Raw genomic sequence first — 17572 nt, forward strand, 5'->3', positions numbered from 1 at the left:
TCACGCTCCTTTCAGGGGTCGTCCGAATTCGTCGAAGCCAAGCTCGTCTGGCACCTCGACTTCGGGCGGGTCGGCAAACTCGCCGCGGTCAAGCCGATAGACATGGGCCAGAACGGCCGCCACGGCACCGTAAAGCTGCTCGGGGATTTCCTGGCCAATGTCGCCGGTGAAATACAGCGCACGCGCCAGAAGCGGGATGCGCAGCGTGCCCACGCCGGCGCGGCGGCCGCGCTCGATGATGTCCAGCGCCATCGGACCCTTGCCCAGCGCCAGTATTCGCGGCGCCGAGGTTTCGCCCGGCACATAGCGCAACGCCACCGCGAAATGGGTCGGGTTCGTCACGATGGCGGTGGCCTGTGGCACATCGGCCAGCGCCGCGCGGCGCCGCGCGCCGTTCTGCGACGCCTCCATCTGCATCCGGCGCATCCGGCCCTTCACCTCGGGCGAGCCATTGGATTCCTTGGCTTCTTCCTTCAGATCCTGCCGCGACATCTTGATCGAGTTGGTCAGGCTCCAGGCTTGCCACGCCAGATCCAGCCCGCCGATGATCGCCAGCACCACCAGAAGCGCCGACAAAAGCCGCACCAGACCCGCCCCCATCACCGCCGCCGCATCGCCGGGTGCCGCGGTCCACAGCCGGTCCAGCGGGCCCAGCTGGTCGCGCATCACCACCACGGCCACGCCGATCAGCAGGCCGACCTTCACGATGGCCTTGGCCAGTTCCACCAGCGCCTTGACCGAGACCATGCGCTTCATCCCCGCCAGCGGGTTCACCCGGTCGGGGCGGAAATTCATCGCCTTGGTCGAAAAGTTGATCCCGCCCATGCCGTATTGCACCAGCAGCACCACCGCCAGCAGCGGCACCGAGACCGCCAGCCCCCACAGCAGCACCTCGGTCCAGGCCTGTCCCAGCCGGGCAAAGGTCGCGGCATCCAGATCGGTGCCCGGTTGCAGCACGAAATATCCCGACCACCCCCGGACCAGCGCGGGCAACAGCCCCTGCATCAGCACCAGAAGCCCGGTGCCGCCGGCCAGTGAGGCGAAGACGAACACTTCCTTCGAAGTGACGATGGACCCGTCCTCGCGCGCCTGATCGCGGCGCTTCTGGGTCGGCTCTTCGGTCTTTTCCTGGCCGTCGTCACCTTCCGCCATCAAGCATCTCCGACAGGATCAGCAGGCTGTCCGCGACCAGCCCCTCGAAAGCGCCCATCGTGCCGGGGGCGGTCAGGAACAACAGGATCAGCGTGGCCGTCATGGTGACCGGGAAGCCAAAGGAAAACACGTTCAGTTGCGGCGCCGAGCGGGTGATGACGCCGATGGTCACGTTGATCAGGATCAGCGCCGAAACCACCGGCATCATGATCTGCATTCCCAGAAGGAACATCCGCCCGCCGGCCTCGATCCCGGCGCCCAGCAGCCGGCCGGGGTCGAAATCGGCGCCCGGCGGCAGCGTCCGGTAGCTGTTCAGCACGATGTCCAGCGCGGCCAGATGGCCGTCCAGCGCCAGAAACACCATCGTCAGCCCGAAGCCGAAGATCTGCGCCACGATCGGCGTCTGCCCCCCGGCCGAGGGGTCGATCTGCGCGGCAAAGCCAAGCCCTGCCGTCGCCGCGATCCGGTCGCCCGCGACCGAGGCCGCACCGAACAGGATCGACAGCACCAGCCCTGCCGACAGCCCGATGGCCATTTCCTGCACCATCATCGGCACCGCCTGCAAGGATGCGACGGTCTCGGGCGGGGGCAGGTCGATCATCGCCATCACCGGCAGCGTCAGCACGATCGTCGCCATGATCCGCACCGGCAGCGACACGAACCGGCCGCCGAAGACCGGCGACGACAACAGGAACGCCCCGATCCTGAGCGAGGCGAAGAAGAATCCGGTCAGGATCTCATACAGGCGCGGAAGTTCGATGCCGGGCAGGGTCTCCATCAGGCCCCCCGGGATCGCGGGGGGCGGCACGCCGGCGGGCAGAGGCGCCACGAAACCATCATCGGATCGCCGCGATGGTTTCGAACACGAAGGCGAAATAGTCGGTCATCCGCGTCAGCATGAAGCCGGACACCAGCGCCATGGTCAGCATGACGATGGCCAGCTTCGGCACAAAGCTCAGCGTTGCCTCGTTGATCGAGGTGGCGGCCTGAAGGATGCCGATCACCAGACCCACCGCCAGCGCCACCAGAAGCACCGGCCCCGCCGTCATCAGGATGTTCCAGTAGGCGATGCGCAGATGTTCGATGCTTGCGTCGAAATCCATCAGCCGCCCCCGTAGGTTGCCGCCAGCGAGCCCACCGTCAGCGCCCAGCCGTCCACCAGCACGAACAGCAGCAGCTTGAACGGCAGCGACACCAGCATGGGCGACAGCATCATCATCCCCAGCGCCATCAGGATCGAGGCGATCACCATGTCGATCACCAGAAACGGCAGGAACAGCAGAAAGCCGATCTGGAACGCGGTCTTGAGCTCCGATGTCATGAAGGCCGGCAGCAGGGTCGAGAAGGGAACGTCCTTCGGCTCGGCATAGGGGCCGGCGCCCGACAGGTCGGTGAACATCAGCAGATCGTTCGACCTTGTGTTGGCGATCAGGAACTCTTTCATCACCGCGCCGCCACGTTCCAGCGCGGGTTCGGCGGCCAACTGCCCGTCAAGGAAGGGCGAAAGCGCCTCGGCGTAAAGCGTGGTCAGCGTGGGCTGCATGACGAAAAAGGTCAGAAACAGCGCCAAGGCAATCAGCACCTGATTGGGCGGCGTCTGCTGCGTGCCCAAAGCCTGCCGCAGGATCGACAGCACGATGATGATGCGGGTGAAGGCGCTCATCCCCAGAACCAGCGAGGGCAGCACCGTCAGCGCCGTCATCAGCACAAGAATCTGAAGCGACAGCGAATAGCTGGTGCCGCCCGCGCCCTGGGTCAGGGTGATCGCAGGCAGACCCTGCGCCAGCGCGGGCGCGGCGGCGATCAGCCCCGCACCGGCCGCGACAAGGGCGGTCCGCGCGATCATTCCGCAGCCCCCAGCGGCATCACCACCGGCGCGGCACCTCGGCTGCGCAGGATCAGGAATTCGCGCCCGTCCACCGCCAGCAGGATCGCGCGATCCTGCGGACCAAGCGGGGCCACCTCGGCCACGGTGATGCGCTTGCCGTTCGCCAAGCGTGAAATGCCGGGCGCCTTCAGTTTCACGACAAGCCAGAGCCCGCCAAGAAGCGCCAGAAACAGCGCAAGCGTCAGGATCTGGTCGGGGCGCAGGATGTCCACGCGCGGCTCTCCTTGGTGGGCGCCGCGCATTGGCGCGGCCTGTGCCGCAAGGGGTGCAACATCCGTGCCGCGTCAGAGACTTTCGGCGCGCTTCTCGGGTTCGATGATCTGGCCGAATCGGATGCCGAAACGTTCGCCCACCATCACCACCTCGCCCTTGGCGATGGGGGTGCCGTTCACCAGCACATCCAGCGGATCGCCCGCCAGCCGGTCAAGTTCCACCACCGAGCCTTCGGACAGGCGCAACAGATCGCGGATCGTCATCTCGGTTCGGCCGACCTCGACGGTCAGGCGCACGCCGATGTTTTCCAGAAGGCGCAGGTTCTCGGCGCCGAGACGGTCGGCAAGGGGTTTCTGGTCGGGCATCCATCACTCCGAAATCAAAGGGGGCACATGCAGGCGTGCCGGTCTGTGTCAGCCCCGCATCCGGCGCTTGACAAGGTTCAGGGCGGTCTGGCCGCCGCGCTCGCCGGGATGGGCCTCGAAGAAGGGCTGGCCTTCGATCAGCAGCTCCACGCTGTCCGACAGCTGCACCGGCAGCACGTCGCCGGGCTGGATCTGCATCAACTGGCGCAGCGGTACCTCTGGCTCGCACAGCCGCGCCGACAGCGTCAGCGGAATGGACAGGATCGCGCGTTCCAGCTTTTCCCGCCATGTCCGGTCGTCATCGACGAAATCCGACTGCATCCGCGAGCGCAGCTGCGACGAGATCGGCTTAAGGGTCTGAAGCGGATAAAGCAGATCGAAGCTGGCCGGTTCGGTGCCCGGCAACTGCACCATGAACGAGCAGTTCACGATCATGTCCTCGCCATCCACGAACGAGGCGAACTGCATCGACTCCTCTCGGCTGACGACGGTGAAGGTCAGCGCCATCAGATCGCGCCACGCCAGTTGCAGCGCCACGTTCAGCCGTTCGGTCACCAGTTCGATGACGCGCTGTTCGGTGGCGGTGAATTCGGTCCGGGTGGTCTTGATGTGGCGGATCTGGCCGCCATAGTAGCTGTCGGTCAAAAGCGAGATGAAGGGCGGCGGGATCACGATCATCTGGTTGCCGCGCAATTCCTCGATGCGGCTGGCGGTGATCGAGACGAAGTTGTCCTGACTGGATCGGTAGTCGTCAAAACTGCGCACCTCGGGTGGGAACGACGAGATCCGCGGCTGCAAGCGCAGCATCGGCAGGAACACATCGCGCGCGGTGCGGCAGAAGCGTTCGTTGATGATGCGCAGCGCGTGATAATCGCCCAGCAGGTTCAGGTCGTTTTCGCCAAAGGCATAGGAACGGACTTCCTGTCCGTTCGACATGCTCATCGGTTCAGAGGATTCCATGAGGTTGCCGACCAGTGCGGCGACCTCTTTCGAGGAAAGTTTGCGGGGCGTGGCGGCCATGATTATTGCAGGATGAACGAGGGGAAGAACACGGCTTCGATGCCTCCGAAGCCTTCAAGCTGCACAAGGCGCGCGTTGACGGCATCCTTCAACGCCGCCGAAAGCTGATCGCGCCCGGCCTTGTCGGCCAGTTCCTCTTCCGACCATGCGCCAAGGACGGCCAGCATGTCGGACCGCAGCGCGACTTCGTTGCGCGCGACGTTGTCCATCACCTTCTGGTCGTATTGGGTCGACAGCCCGATGCCGACCTGAAGGAACCGGCGCGAGCCGCGCAGGTTCGTCGTCATCGGCTCCTTGAACTGGTAATAGCTGGTCACGAAGGATTCGTTTTCCGGGGTCGGCCGCGGCACTTTCTGCGGCTCGTCGGCCTTGGCCACGCGGTCGTTCTCGGCTTCGGCGGGATCGCGTTCGATCAGGCGCATCATGTCCTTGGCGGGCGAAAGCGGGTTGGCGAAGTAGAAGAACCCCGCGCCGAACCCTGCCGCCAGCAGGACAACGGCCCCCAGCATCATGCCCAGCAGTTTCAGCAGGCCACGGCCGCGCCGGGGCCTTTGTTCGGGATCTGTGGTTGCGTCGGTCACGGGATGGTCCTCAGGCGATCAGGTTGACAAGGCCCGCGCCGACAGTGGGCGACGGGCGAAGCTCTTGCAGCGGGCGAAAGGCCATGGGGCGGCGGGGGGCGCGGTCCTGCGCGTCCTGCCGGGGGCCGGTGTCGCCCTGTCCGGTCTCGTGCCGGGCCAGCGACATGCCGCCCTTTTCCAGCAGGTCGGACAGGCGGCCTTCCTGTCCTGCCAGAAGGCGCGCGGCTTCGGCGGTTTCGGTGACAAAGCTGACCAGTGCCGCGCCGTCGCGCATCTCGACCCGGATGCGCAACCGGCCAAGGGATTCTGGTGCAAGCAGAATTTCCACCTCAGAGCCATCGGCGCCCAGTGCGGTCTCGACATGTTCGCCCAATGCCTGCGGCCAGTCGGGGGTGAGGGTGTCGATGACCTCGCGCGGGGCGGCGTCTGTCGTGGGCTGGGGCGTGGCGGGATCGGTGGTCCGGGCCGGCAGTTCGACCGCCACGACGGTTGCGGGCACCGCGGTGGCGGTGGCGGTGGCGGGCTGGGCGCCGGCATCGTCGGAGGATACGCCGCGGGCCGGCCCGTCGGTTGCGCGGCCGGGGCTGGCCGGCACGGGCGCCGCATCCTGCGCGGCGGCCTGCGGCAGACCCTGCGGTGCCGGATCAGCGCCGCGCGCGGCCGCGGGGGGCGGGCCTGCTGTCGGGTCTGCCGCCAGCGGCCGGGTCGGCGGATCGGATGCGATCCGCGCCAGAGCGGGCGAGGCGCGCAGGGGGGCTGGCGTCGGCTGGTCGGGCGCAGCCACGGCTGCCGCAGGCGGCGTCTGCGTCTGTGGTTGCGGCGGCGTCTGCGGTTGCGGCGGCGCGGGGTCGGTGCCGGCCTCGGGCATGGGGGAAGCTTCGGGTGGCGTGCCGGGTGCTTCGGTGTCTGCCTGAGGCTTCGCTCTGGCGCTGGCCTCGGGCGGAAGGGCCGGCGATTTTGCCCCGGATGCCGGTCGTGGGAAAGCGGCAGCCTGATCGGGGCGCAGCTCTTTCGCGGCTTCCGCTGCGGTGGGGGCGGAAGCGATGGGGGCCTGCGCGGCAGCGGGGGTGGACGCCTCAACCGCTTGCGCGGCCTGCGCGGCAGCCATGGGGGGCGCGGGGACCGGCGCGGCGGCGGGTTCTGTCACGCGGGGGCCTTCGGCCGGGGCCACGTCCGGCGCCCCCCCCAGAGCGGAGGGGTCTTGCGGCAAGGGCCGGGCTGTGCCGGAGATGTCGGGAGCCGCGGAGTTTGCGGCGGTCGGCGGGGGCGGCGCCTTGGCTGCGGTCATCGCTGGGATGACGGGGCCGGGCGGGGGTGCCGGATGGCGGACGGGCCGGGTGTCCGAAGGGGCGGCAAGCGCGTCGATGGCGCGCGGGGCTGCATAAGACGCCTCGGGCGGCAGATCCATCGCGACGGCGGCGGCCGGCGTTTGGGGTTCAGCGGTGGCTTCTGGCAGGCCCGGTGCCAGCGGTGTGGCAGCCGAGGTGGCGGGACGGGGCGCGGTGGTGGCGGCAAGAAGCGTCGCGAACAGATCCGACGCCGTGGCGGGCGCGGCACTGGTCGCACCGGCCGGCGCGATCCAGTCGGGGCCGTGATGTTCCGCCACCTTCATGCCTGCCTCCTGCTTGGCCCGTTCGCCGGCACGTTGCCTGCCCCGTTCGGTTGCGGGCCCGGTTGCGCGTTCGGTGTGACGTGGTTTTGCAAGTTCGGTGCCAGAGCGCGCGTCAGCCGCGCGCCCGTGCGGTTGGCCGCTGGGCCTCGGCGCGGGCAAGCCGGTCTTCCGCCTCGGCGGTGCGGGCGATCGCGGCCGCATCCTGCAACGCTTGCGTGCGGTGATCCTGCCGCGCCATCGCCTCTTGTGCCGCGGCCATCGCCTGCGACAGATCCGCGGCCTGTGCGGCACTACGTTCGACCTGTTCGGCGATCGAAAGGTTCATCCGGTGGGCGCGGAACAGATCGGCCGCAGCCAGCGGTGCCACCTCCTCCACCCGGCGGCTTTCCAGCATCTGCGCCAGCCGCTCGGCCATCCGGGCGGCTTCGGCGTGGCGGTCGCGGATCTGACGAAACTCGCCCTGCGCCTGCATCAGCCGAACCGTTTCACGCCGCGCCATCAGCCCGAGAAGATGGGATTTTTCAGCCATTTCAGACACCTGTTACCTGAAGCAGTGCCGCGCGGCTGGCGGCGAAATCCGATGGCTCGTGTGGGGCCTGCGCGATCAAGTCGCGGATCTTCGGCCACAGCTGCACCGCCTGATCCAGATCGGCATCCTGTCCGGGCATGTAGCCGCCCATCAGCATCAGGTCGCGGTTGTCGGAATAAAGCGAGATCAGCTGCCGCAGACGCGCGGCGGCGCGGCGGTGGGCGTCATCCACCACGTCGTTCATGGTGCGGCTGACCGAATGGGGAATGTCGATGGCGGGATAAAGCCCCAGCTGGGTCTGGCGGCGCGACAGCACGAAATGGCCGTCAAGGATCGCGCGGGCGGTATCGACCACCGGATCGTTCGTGGTGTCGTCGCCGTCGGCCAGCACGGTATAGATTGCGGTGATCGCGCCTTCGCCCGGAAGGCCGGGGCCGGTGCGCTCGATCAGGCCGGGGATCATCGACACGACCGAGGGCGGATAGCCCTTGGCGGTCGGCTGTTCGCCCAGGGCAAGCCCCACCTCGCGCTGTGCATGGGCCACCCGCGTCAGGCTGTCCATGATCAGCAGCACCTGCTTGCCTTGCGCCCGGAACCATTCCGCGATCGCGGTGGCCCGCCGCGCCGCGCGCAGCCGCAGAAGCGGCGAGCGGTCGGCCGGCACAGCCACCATGCACAGCTTTTTCGCCGCCTCACCCGTCATCACCGAGGCTGCGAAGGCGCCGACCTCGCGCGCGCGTTCGCCGATCAGGCCGACCACGATCACATCGGCCGCGGTATAGCGCGTCATCATCTCGATCAGCACCGACTTGCCCACGCCAGAGCCGGCGACGATGCCGATGCGCTGGCCCTGACCCACCGTCAGTGCGGCGTTGATCGCCCGCACGCCCACATCCAGGGGCCGCGAAACCGGCGTCCGGGCCAGCGGGTTCATCGCCCGCCCGCCCAGCGGCCAGTCATGGGGGCATTCGGGCGCGGGCAGCCCGTCAAGGGGGGCGCCCTCGGCGTCGATCACCCGGCCCAGCAGGTCCGGCCCCACCGCCGCCATCTGCCCGCCCGGCACAAGCCGGACCCGCGCGCCCGCGATCACCGGGGCGCGCATCTGGTCCAGAAACAGCAGGTTTTGACCCTTCGAGAAGCCGATGACCTCGCCCTGCACCTCGGCGCCGGTTTCGGTTTCCACCCGGCACAGCGCGCCGGGGCTGGCAGGAAAACCCGCACATTCCAGCAACAGCCCGTCATAGCGGCTGACCCGGCCGGTGACTTGCGGCGCCTGCCTTTGCGGCAGATGCGCCAGATGATGCGCAAGGCCCTGGATCAGCGCGTTCACGGCCGGGGCTCCAGCAGGTCTGACAGCACGATCCCTTCGGCGCGGATCTCGGCATCGCCGCGGCCAAGGCGGGGATCGGCGGCAAGGCGGGCCTCGGCCAGCAGGTCCGAGCCCGCCAGATGCGGCGTGACCGCCGCCAGATCCTGCGGATTGAGCCGGACCGAGACCTGCCGCAGCCCCTGCGACACCCGGTCGGCCAGCGCCTCGATCCGGGCCGCGAAGGCCGCGGGATGGGCGTCGATGGCAAGGCCCGCGCGCTGGCCTGCCAGCAGGCGCACCGCGTGATCGATGGCCTGCGCCAGATGGGCGGTATCGGCGGCGGTGGGGGCCGACAGCCGTGCTGCGGCCGCTTCAAAGGCGCGGCGGGCCTTGTCCAGCGCGGCTTCGGCCTCGGTGCGGCCAAGGGCCTGCCCTTCGGCAAGGCCCGCGGCATGGCCGGCGGCGAAACCCTCGGCGCGGGCGGCCTCAATCAGCGCGGGGTCCGGCGCGGGTGGGGGTGGGGGCGCGATCTCGACGGCTGGCGGCGGTTCCTCGACCTCAAGGGCGGCGCCTTCGGGGGCTTTGCCGCGCACAAGCCCCGCCATCGGCATGGCGCGAAACGCCCCCGCCGGTTCCGGCAGGCGCAGCGGCGTGCGGCCAAGCCCCCGGGCGCCCTGTTCGCGGATCAGCGCCAGCACATCTTCCGGTCCCATCGGAGCTTGCGCGTTCATTGCTTACACCATCAACTCGCCGCCGCGGCCGGCCAGCACGATCGTGCCCTCGTCGGACATCTGGCGTGCCACCGCCACGATCTGTTTCTGCGCCGCCTGCACATCGGTCAGCCGCACCGGGCCCAGGGCCTCCATCTCGTCGCGGATGTTGGCGGCGGCGCGGCTGGACATGCAGCCCAGGATCTTTGCCTTCAGCAGCTCGTCCGCGCCCTTCAGTGCAAGGATCAGCGTCTCGTTCTCGACGGCGCGCAGCAGGGTCTGAAGCGAGCGGTCGTCGGATTTGATCAGGTTGTCGAAGACGAACATGTTGTCCTGAATCGCCTGCATCAGATCCTTGTCGTCCTTGCGGATGTCCTTCAGAATCCGGGCCTCCATCGCCGAGCGGGTGAAGTTCATGATCCGCGCCGCCGCCTTCACGCCGCCGATCTGCGATGCGCGCATGGTGGTCGAGGCCTTGAACTTGCGCTGCATCACATGCTGAAGATCGGCCAGCGCCTCGGGTTGGACGGTGTTCAGCGAGGCGATGCGCTGGATCACCTCGGGCTGGACCGCTTCGGGCAGCAGCATCAGAACCTGCGCCGCCAGCGCGTGATCCAGACAGGCCACCGTCAGCGCCATGATCTGGGGGTGTTCGTCCACCAGCAGTTCCGCGATCGAGGGCGCATCCATCCAGTCAAGGATCTCGAGCGGTCGTTCCGAGGACGACTGACCGATCCGGCTGATGACGGTTTCCGCCTTGTCCTCGCCAAAGGCCGAGGACAGCACGTTGCGGATATATCCGGCCGCGCCGAAGCCAAGCCCGGTCTGCAACCGCAGCGTTTCGAAAAAATCTTCCAGAACAAGGCTCAGCGTGTCCTGATCGACGCCGCGCACCGAATACATCGCTGCGCCCAGATGCTGCACCTCGCGCGGGGTCAGGTTGCGCATGATCTGCGCGGCCGTCGCCTCACCGAACAACATCAGAAGGATGGCGGCCTTCTGCGTTCCCGACAGCGTCTTGAACAGATCGGTGGTTGATTTTTTCATCTCAGTTCACGGTGTCGAGTTCCGAGGCGATCATCTGCCGGAAGGTGGTGGCGATCCGGCCCGAGTCTTCTTCGACCAGCTTGCGGATCACGAGGATCTGTTCCTCGTGGCTTCGCGCGGCATCCAGCATGTTCTTGGTCAGCGCGCCCTGCCGCGCCTTCAGCCGGGCGCGCACATCGTCCAGACTTTCGCCTTCGCCCACCTCGACTGCGGCTTCCTCGGCCGTCAGGGTGCCGGGGCCGCCGGCCGCGGGGGTCGGCAGCAGCACCCGGTTCAGGATCGGGCGCACCACACCCAGCGCCACCACCGCCAGCGCCGCCAGCAGGAATATCTGCCGCGCAAGATCGGCCACCCATGGCTGCGAGGTCCAGCCCGGCGCCTCGGGAACCACCGAGTCAAGGAAGGGTTGCGCCGTGACCGTCACCGCATCGCCGCGCGCCTGGTCAAAACCGATGGCCGAGCGGGTCAGCCGTTCGATATCGGCTTTCAGCGCCTCGGGCAGCAGCGGGGGCGGGGGGGCTTCGGGGTCTTCCGGAACCGGCTGGGGCTGGGCGCGCACCACCACCGCCGCGCTGACGCGGGCGATGCGGGCGGTGGCCGGCACCGTGGTTTCGATCTTGCGGCTGACTTCGAAGTTGCGGGTCGAGCCGGATGACCGGGTGCGCATCGTTTCGGCCTTGGGGGCGGCATCGGTGGGGGGCGCTTCGGCGGCCAGTTCCGGCGTCTGGGGCGGAGTGTTCGAGACCGCGCCGGGAATGCCGCGGGCCGCCGGATCGGCGCTTTCGTCCAGTTGCTGCTGTTCGGACAGAAGGGCGGTGCGGTCGGGATCGACCTGTTCCTCGCGGATCTCCTGCCGGGTGAAATCCATGTCGATGGTGACCTGCACGGCCAGATTGCCGGGGCCGGCGATGGGCGTCAGAAGCTGTTCGATCCGGTTGCGATACAGCGTCTCGATCTGGACGCGGTGCTGCAACTGGCGGTCGTTCAGCAGCGCGCCCGGATCGTCGGCGCCGCGCGACAGCAGGCGGCCCATCTGGTCGACCACCGTCACATCCTGCCGCGCCATTCCCGGCACCGAGGACGAGACAAGGTTCACCACCGCCTCGACCTGTGCGCCGTCCATCACTCGGCCGGGGGCGATCTGAAGAAACACGCTGGCCCGCGGCGGCTGGCTGTCGCGCAGAAAGGCCGAGCGTTCCGGCAGCGCCAGATGCACCCGCGCCGCCGAGACGGCGGAAATCTCGGTGATGGATCGTGCAAGGTCCAGTTCCTGCGCCTGCCGCAGCCGGGCCGTCTCGACCGATTTCGAGGTGCCCATCGGCAGGTCGTTCAGCATGGCGTTGCCGTCGGGCATGCCCTGCGGCAGCCCCTGGGCCGCCAGCAGCATCCGCGCGCGGTGGTAATCGCCACCCGGAACCTGGATCTCGCCGGTCTGGCGATCGACGACCGCGGCGATGCCGCTGCCGGTCAGCGTCTCGATCACGCGGGCCTTTTCGGCTTCGGGCAGGCCGGGGTAAAGCGTGGTGCGGGCAGGTTCGCGCATCAGCAGCCAGCCGGCCAGCGCCAGAACCGTCACCGACAGGATCACGATGGCGGGCATCGCCCTGCGCAGCCCCGGCTGATCGCCGAACCGCTGCACCTGCGAAATCACGCCGCGCATCTGCACCATCAGCGGGCTTTGCGCACCGCGAACCGCCGGAGGAGTGGGAGAGAGGGCCATTCAGGGGTCTCCGCGGTCCTCAGACCGGCATGTTCATGATGTCGCGATAGGCGCCCAGCGCCTTGTTCCGCACGTTCAGCGCCAGTTGGAACCCCAGCGAGGACACCTGCTGGCTGACCATCACCTCGGCCAGATTGCCGGTCTCGCCGGTCTCGAAGGCGGTGGCCTTGGCGCTGGCGTCGTTCTGCGCCGCCGCCAGATCCTTGATCGCGCCGCCCAGACGCTCGCTGAAGGCGGGGGCCTGCGGCTTGTCGGTCTGGCCCACGGGTTCCGGCCGCTGGGTCGCGGACGGGCCGTAAAGCGCCACCAGCGGAGAGGCGCCGGAGATGCCGTTGATGCTCATGGATGCAGGCCCCGTCAGACGGCGGCAAGATGCAGCGCGCGGACCGGCAGGGCGGGGCCGGCGTCGATCACGATGTCCTGCGCGGTGATCCGGCCGCCCTCGTGCAACACCAGCGCGCGTTGCACGACGTTTTCCAGCTCGCGCACGTTGCCCGGCCAGTCGTGGGCCAGAAGGATCTCCATCGCGCCGGCGTCGATCATCGGCAGCGCCACATCCGTCGGGCAGTGCCGCCGCACCAGCGCCATGGCCAGCGCGGGGATGTCATCCTCGCGGTCGCACAGCGGCCGGGTCGCCAGCGGAAAGACGTTCAGCCGATACCACAGGTCTTCACGAAAGCGGCGGGCGCGGACTTCCTCGGGCATGTTGCGGTTCGAGGTGGCAATGATGCGGACATCCACCGGCACCTCGGTCTGGCTACCCAGCGGCGTGACCTTGCGTTCCTGCAACACGCGCAACAGCTTGGATTGCAAGCCCATCGGCATTTCCGAGATCTCGTCCAACAGCAGCGTGCCGCCTTCGGCCGCGCGGATGATGCCCTTGTTGGCGCCCGAAGCGCCGGTAAAGGCGCCCTTTTCATGGCCGAACAGCATGGCTTCCAGCATGTTTTCCGGGATCGCGGCGCAGTTGATCGCGATGAAGGGGGCATTCGCGCGGCGGCTGGCTTCATGCACCTTGCGCGCCAGCACTTCCTTGCCCGAGCCGGTCGGGCCGTTGACGAACACGGTCACATCGGTGCGCGCGACCCGGGCCGCCAGATCGATCAGCGCCCCGGTCGAGCTATCGGCCGCCACCATCGCCGACACCTGACCGCCCAGCAGATCGGCCAGCGCCAGCAGTGCGGGATCGCGGTGGGCGGGCAGGCCGCCGGCCACGGGCAGCGCCACGCGCAACAGCCGGCCGCCCAGTTCCAGTTTCAGCCCGAAGGCCGCGGCGCCTTCCTCGACGATCACGACCGTGCGTGCGCCCACGCTGCGGGCCAGCGCCGTCAGCGCAGGCGTGCCGCCCAGCGCGCATTCATGCCGCGCCGAGCAGACCAGCAGCGCCGCCGGGCCTCGGCCGGACTGGGCCAGCCGCACGCGCCGCCGGGTCAGCAGCCCGGCAATGGCGGCGGCGGCGGCAAAGTCGGTCTCGATGATCTGGATGTCGGTCATGACTGGCCCTCGACGAATGATGCTTCTTGGCCATCAACAGGCAGGGATCGTGCCACTTCCCCCACGCGGGCGGAAAAAATCGCGGCGGGCGGCTAAAACGGTGTTCCGGCCCGCCGATAGTGCAATCTGAGCCGTGCGGGCGCCCCACATCCGCCGGCTTGGCCCGTCGGAGACCCGTCGACGTCGCGGCACGGTCGCGGTGCCTTCGGGTTTCCGACAGGCCTTTCGGAAGCGGTGGCCCCTCCCTCGGTGCGGATGCCCGACTTCCGACGCGGGTCGTTTCCGAACGTATGTCCGCATGTTGGGCGGAGCCATACGAAGGGTTGTATCGGTTCCATACTTCGGACGTCTCACATGCCCGCCGATCCTGTCGTTTCCCCGACGGACGGAACAGAAGAATGCGGGGCCATGGCGTCATGCTGTCAAAGACATACCACCTTAAGTTTCCAAGTCTGGATGCCGCGCAGATTGCGGTGCCATTCGTGATCGAGGCGCTGGGGAACGCGATCCCCGCCTGCAATCTGAGCGGCCTTAACGTGCTGATCTCAAAGGAAGGCGATGTGTCGATCAATGTCTTCTTCCCCGCCATCGGAGAGTTGAAGAACTTTGAAAAGAAACACGGCGGTTTTCTTGACACGATGAAGAAGACCTTTCTTTTCAAGTCCACCGGCTTCGACGGTGTGTGCATCTTCAACTTCGATCGCAACGAGGAAGCCGCCTGACCTGCGCCCGCGCACCCGGTCCGGCCTGTCCGACATGAGCCATTCCCCTTACGTTCTCTTTCTGCCCTGCCGCATGGGTGCGCCTTGTCGCCCCCGTCGCGCCTCGTGCGGTTCAGGGCAATGAGCGCGGCCGCCGAAATCGGCCCGGATGGCGGGCTGCTGCGCGTGTCTTCCGACAAGATCAGCCGGCTGATGGATCTTGTGGGCGAGCTGTCGCTGTCGGTGTCCGCGACCGTCCATTCCCCCGATCTGGCGGGGCTGGAATTGTCCGCTTTCGACGCGGCGGTTCATCGGCTGACCATGATCGTGCGCGAAGTGCAGGACGCCGCGACCGAGCTGCGCCTTGTGCCGGTCGATGACGTCTTCAAGCGCCTGCGCCGCATGGTGCGCGAGCTGGAACGCCAGACCGGCAAGAAGATCGAGATCGTTCTGGAAGGTGAGGATACCGCCATCGACAAGCTGGTGGCCGATCAGCTTTACGACCCGCTTCTGCATGTGGTGCGCAACTCGGCCGACCATGGGCTGGAGCCGCCAGACGAGCGTCGCGCCGCCGGCAAGCCCGAGGTCGGCCGCATCACCCTTTCCGCGGCCCAGATCGGCAGCGAGGTGCGGATCACCGTGTCCGACGATGGTCGCGGCCTGTCGCGGGCCAAGATCCTGAAACGTGCGCGGGAACGCGGCCTGTTCGGCCCCGACGAGGAACCCGAACCGTCGGTGCTGTGGAAGGTGATCTTTCAACCCGGATTTTCGACCGCCGAGACGGTGACCAACCTTTCCGGGCGCGGCGTCGGCATGGATGTGCTGAACACCACAATGACCGCACTGCGCGGCCGGATCGGCGTGGAAAGCGAGGCTGGCAAAGGCTCCGACGTGGCGCTGCACATCCCGGTGTCACTGGCGTTTCTGGATTGCATCATCCTGCGGCTGGGCGCGCGGCTTTACGCGCTGCCGATCGATGCGGTGTCCGAGATCGTCCAGCCCGCGCCGGCCGATGTGATGGGCATGGGGGCCACCGGCGGGACCGAGATGCTGCGGCTGCGCGGGCGCTGGATTCCGGTCTGTCGGCTGGAACGCTTCTACGACGAGGATACCGGCGCGGGGCTGACCCCGCTTGATCGGATGGTGCTGGCGGTGGTGGTGACGGCGCAAGGCCCGATCGCGGTGCCGGTGGATGAGGTGATCGACCGCCAGCAGGTGGTGATGAAGCCCTTGGTCGGCCGTCTGGCGCGGGTGCGCGCAAGCTGGGGCTGCGCGCTTCTGGGCACGGGCGAGGTGGCGCTGGTTCTGGATTGCAACGGACTTTCCGCAGGGGGTGGGGCATGACCTCGCGCGAGCAGGCCGGCTATCAGGCGATCCGCTACTGGCTGAGCCGGCGGTGCGGCATCGCCTATCCCGCCCACAAGGAAGAACTGCTGCGCCAGCGCCTGACGCGGGTCAAGCGCGCCTATGACCTTGACAGTCTGGCCGAGATCGCGATCCGCCTGAACGGCGAGGGCGAGCCGGATCTGGCGCTGGCGGTGATGCATGCCGCCTCGACCAACCACACCTATTTCTTCCGCGAGCCTGACGTGCTTGAGGCGTTCCGCACCATGGCGTTGCCGGCGCTGTCGTGCCGCGACGAGATCCGGATCTGGAGCGCGGCCTGTTCCAGCGGCGACGAGGCCTATACCATCGCCATGCTGATCGCGGGCTCACTGGGCCCTGATGCGCTGGATCGGACGCAGATCCTTGGCACCGACATCAGCGCGCCGATGATCGATGCGGCCGAGGCCGCCACCTATGACCGCCGCCACCTGCACAACGTGCCCGATGCGGTGCTGCGGCGCTGGTTCGTGCCGGTTCCGGGCGATCTTTACCGCGTGGCGCCCCATATCGCTGCGCCCTGCACCTTCCGGCGCATGAATCTGATGAAGCGGCCCTATCCGTTCCGCAAACCGTTTCAGGCGATCTTCTGTCGCAACGTGCTTTACTACTTCGATCGCGACGATCAGGCGACGGTGCTGCGCGCGCTTTACGACGCCACGGAACCCGGCGGCTGGCTGGTGACCAGCGTCACCGAGAATGTGCGCGACCATGACACCGGCTGGCGTCCGGTGACGGGCGGTCTTTTCCAGAAGGAGCCCGCATGATGCGTGATCGGCGGATCCGCGTGCTGATCGTCGACGACTCGGCGATGGTGCGCAAGGTGCTGGCGATGGGGTTGGGGTCGGACAAGCGGCTGGAGGTGGTCGGGACGGCGTCCAACGCCGGGTCGGCCCGCCAGCAGATGGAAGAGTTGCGCCCCGATGTCGTGACGCTTGATCTTGAGATGCCGCATATGGACGGGCTGACCTTCCTGCGCAGCTACATGGCGACAAGCCCGGTGCCGACGGTGGTGATCTCGTCGCTGACGCGCGAAAGCGGCGAGGTCGTCATGCGCGCGATGGAGGCGGGCGCGGTCGACATCATCTCGAAACCCTCGCTGGGCGTGGGCGAGGGGTTGCCTGCGATCATGTCCGATGTCTGCGCCCGCGTGGCGGCTGCGGCCAGTGCCCGCCCGACCTTTCCGGGCAGCGGCGCGGTGGCGCCGATGCGCCAGCCGGACGCGTCCGAGGGCTGGGTCCATGCCATCGGCGCCTCGACCGGCGGGGTTCAGGCGCTTAGCCGCATCCTGCCGCTGTTTCCACCGACGACGCCGGGCATCGTCATCGTCCAGCACATGCCTGTGGGGTTCACGGCGCCGTTCGCCAACCGTCTGGACGCGATCTGCCAGATGCGGGTCTGCGAGGCGGTGGATGGCGATCTGGTGCTGCCTGGGGTTGTGCTGATCGCGCCGGGGGGCTTGCGCCACATGGAACTGGTGCGGTCGGGCGGCGGCTTGCGGGTCCGGCTCTTTCATGGCGATCCGGTCTGCTATTCGCGGCCCTCGGTCGATGTGCTGTTTGCCTCGCTGGCGCGGCTGGCGGGGCGGAGCTGCGCGGCCTCGTTGCTGACCGGGATGGGGCGTGATGGTGCGGCGGGCCTGCTGGAGATCCGCCGTGCCGGCGGGCGCACCTTTGCGCAGGACGAGGCGACGTCCGTCGTCTACGGCATGCCGCTTGCAGCAAGAGACCTTGGCGCGGCCGAACAGATCCTGCCGCTTGACGATATTCCGGGCCGGATGGCCCTTGCCGCGACCGCCGAGCGCTCTTCGCGACGGATGGCCGCGGCAGCGCAGCAGTAAACGAGAGG

The 17572-nt window shown here is 68.0% G+C and carries 20 protein-coding genes; 4 read left to right on the forward strand and 16 right to left on the reverse strand.

The window, feature by feature from the left end:
- The 16 genes from flhB to CRO07_RS02050 form a co-directional block, all read right to left on the reverse strand.
- Nucleotides 1-1152, reverse strand: coding sequence for a flagellar biosynthesis protein FlhB (gene flhB / locus CRO07_RS01975; protein WP_097028993.1), 1152 nt, complete (start codon nt 1150-1152; stop codon nt 1-3).
- A complete protein-coding gene (gene fliR, locus CRO07_RS01980; RefSeq protein ID WP_235840910.1) occupies nt 1139-1981 on the reverse strand; it encodes a flagellar biosynthetic protein FliR in 843 nt (280 codons plus the stop codon). The genes flhB and fliR overlap by 14 nt, the downstream gene beginning before the upstream one ends.
- A gap of 7 nt (nt 1982-1988) precedes the next feature.
- The gene (fliQ, locus tag CRO07_RS01985; protein WP_097028994.1) at nt 1989-2255 is read right to left on the reverse strand and encodes a flagellar biosynthesis protein FliQ; all 267 of its coding nucleotides are present in this window, start codon (nt 2253-2255) and stop codon (nt 1989-1991) included.
- Nucleotides 2255-2998, reverse strand: coding sequence for a flagellar type III secretion system pore protein FliP (gene fliP / locus CRO07_RS01990; RefSeq protein WP_097028995.1), 744 nt, complete (start codon nt 2996-2998; stop codon nt 2255-2257). Before fliP ends, fliQ begins: the two co-directional genes overlap by 1 nt.
- Nucleotides 2995-3252 carry a flagellar assembly protein FliO gene (locus CRO07_RS01995; RefSeq protein WP_097028996.1) on the reverse strand — a complete coding sequence of 86 codons (258 nt, stop codon included), beginning with the start codon at nt 3250-3252 and terminating at the stop codon, nt 2995-2997. The genes fliP and CRO07_RS01995 overlap by 4 nt, the downstream gene beginning before the upstream one ends.
- 72 nt (nt 3253-3324) lie before the next feature.
- The gene (gene fliN, locus CRO07_RS02000) at nt 3325-3618 is read right to left on the reverse strand and encodes a flagellar motor switch protein FliN (protein ID WP_097028997.1); all 294 of its coding nucleotides are present in this window, start codon (nt 3616-3618) and stop codon (nt 3325-3327) included.
- 48 nt (nt 3619-3666) lie between these two features.
- A complete protein-coding gene (fliM, locus tag CRO07_RS02005; protein WP_097028998.1) occupies nt 3667-4638 on the reverse strand; it encodes a flagellar motor switch protein FliM in 972 nt (323 codons plus the stop codon).
- 2 nt (nt 4639-4640) lie between these two features.
- Nucleotides 4641-5219 (reverse strand): flagellar basal body-associated FliL family protein, encoded by a 579-nt coding sequence (locus tag CRO07_RS02010; protein WP_097028999.1) that lies wholly within the window; start codon nt 5217-5219, stop codon nt 4641-4643.
- Between the two features lie 10 nt (nt 5220-5229).
- Entirely contained in the window at nt 5230-6831 is a 1602-nt protein-coding gene (locus CRO07_RS19035) for a flagellar hook-length control protein FliK (RefSeq protein WP_235840911.1), read from the reverse strand.
- Nucleotides 6832-6943: 112 nt separating this feature from the next.
- The gene (locus CRO07_RS02020; RefSeq protein ID WP_097029000.1) at nt 6944-7360 is read right to left on the reverse strand and encodes a flagellar biosynthesis protein FliJ; all 417 of its coding nucleotides are present in this window, start codon (nt 7358-7360) and stop codon (nt 6944-6946) included.
- A gap of 1 nt (nt 7361) precedes the next feature.
- The gene (locus CRO07_RS02025) at nt 7362-8690 is read right to left on the reverse strand and encodes a FliI/YscN family ATPase (protein WP_097029001.1); all 1329 of its coding nucleotides are present in this window, start codon (nt 8688-8690) and stop codon (nt 7362-7364) included.
- Entirely contained in the window at nt 8687-9400 is a 714-nt protein-coding gene (locus CRO07_RS02030; protein ID WP_097029002.1) for a FliH/SctL family protein, read from the reverse strand. The genes CRO07_RS02025 and CRO07_RS02030 overlap by 4 nt, the downstream gene beginning before the upstream one ends.
- A gap of 3 nt (nt 9401-9403) precedes the next feature.
- Nucleotides 9404-10426, reverse strand: a complete 1023-nt coding sequence (fliG, locus tag CRO07_RS02035; protein WP_097029003.1) for a flagellar motor switch protein FliG — start codon at nt 10424-10426, stop codon at nt 9404-9406.
- Nucleotide 10427: 1 nt separating this feature from the next.
- Nucleotides 10428-12146, reverse strand: a complete 1719-nt coding sequence (gene fliF, locus CRO07_RS02040) for a flagellar basal-body MS-ring/collar protein FliF (protein WP_097029004.1) — start codon at nt 12144-12146, stop codon at nt 10428-10430.
- A gap of 19 nt (nt 12147-12165) precedes the next feature.
- Entirely contained in the window at nt 12166-12489 is a 324-nt protein-coding gene (gene fliE, locus CRO07_RS02045) for a flagellar hook-basal body complex protein FliE (RefSeq protein WP_097029005.1), read from the reverse strand.
- Between the two features lie 14 nt (nt 12490-12503).
- On the reverse strand, nt 12504-13640 hold the full coding sequence (locus CRO07_RS02050; RefSeq protein ID WP_097029006.1) for a sigma 54-interacting transcriptional regulator: 1137 nt from the start codon (nt 13638-13640) through the stop codon (nt 12504-12506).
- Nucleotides 13641-14038: 398 nt separating this feature from the next.
- On the opposite strand from CRO07_RS02050, the gene CRO07_RS02055 reads away from it, so the two are divergent.
- The 4 genes from CRO07_RS02055 (at nt 14039) to CRO07_RS02070 (ending at nt 17564) form a co-directional block, all read left to right on the forward strand.
- Entirely contained in the window at nt 14039-14362 is a 324-nt protein-coding gene (locus CRO07_RS02055; RefSeq protein ID WP_235840912.1) for a hypothetical protein, read from the forward strand.
- 120 nt (nt 14363-14482) lie between these two features.
- Entirely contained in the window at nt 14483-15685 is a 1203-nt protein-coding gene (locus CRO07_RS02060) for a chemotaxis protein CheA (RefSeq protein ID WP_097029007.1), read from the forward strand.
- Nucleotides 15682-16491: a CheR family methyltransferase gene (locus CRO07_RS02065; RefSeq protein ID WP_097029008.1), complete on the forward strand. Its 810-nt coding sequence runs from the start codon at nt 15682-15684 to the stop codon at nt 16489-16491. The genes CRO07_RS02060 and CRO07_RS02065 overlap by 4 nt, the downstream gene beginning before the upstream one ends.
- A complete protein-coding gene (locus CRO07_RS02070; RefSeq protein WP_235840913.1) occupies nt 16491-17564 on the forward strand; it encodes a protein-glutamate methylesterase/protein-glutamine glutaminase in 1074 nt (357 codons plus the stop codon). The genes CRO07_RS02065 and CRO07_RS02070 overlap by 1 nt, the downstream gene beginning before the upstream one ends.
- The last annotated feature ends 8 nt before the right edge of the window (nt 17565-17572 follow it).

This window comes from Cereibacter ovatus (genome assembly GCF_900207575.1).
Lineage (GTDB): Bacteria > Pseudomonadota > Alphaproteobacteria > Rhodobacterales > Rhodobacteraceae > Cereibacter_A > Cereibacter_A ovatus.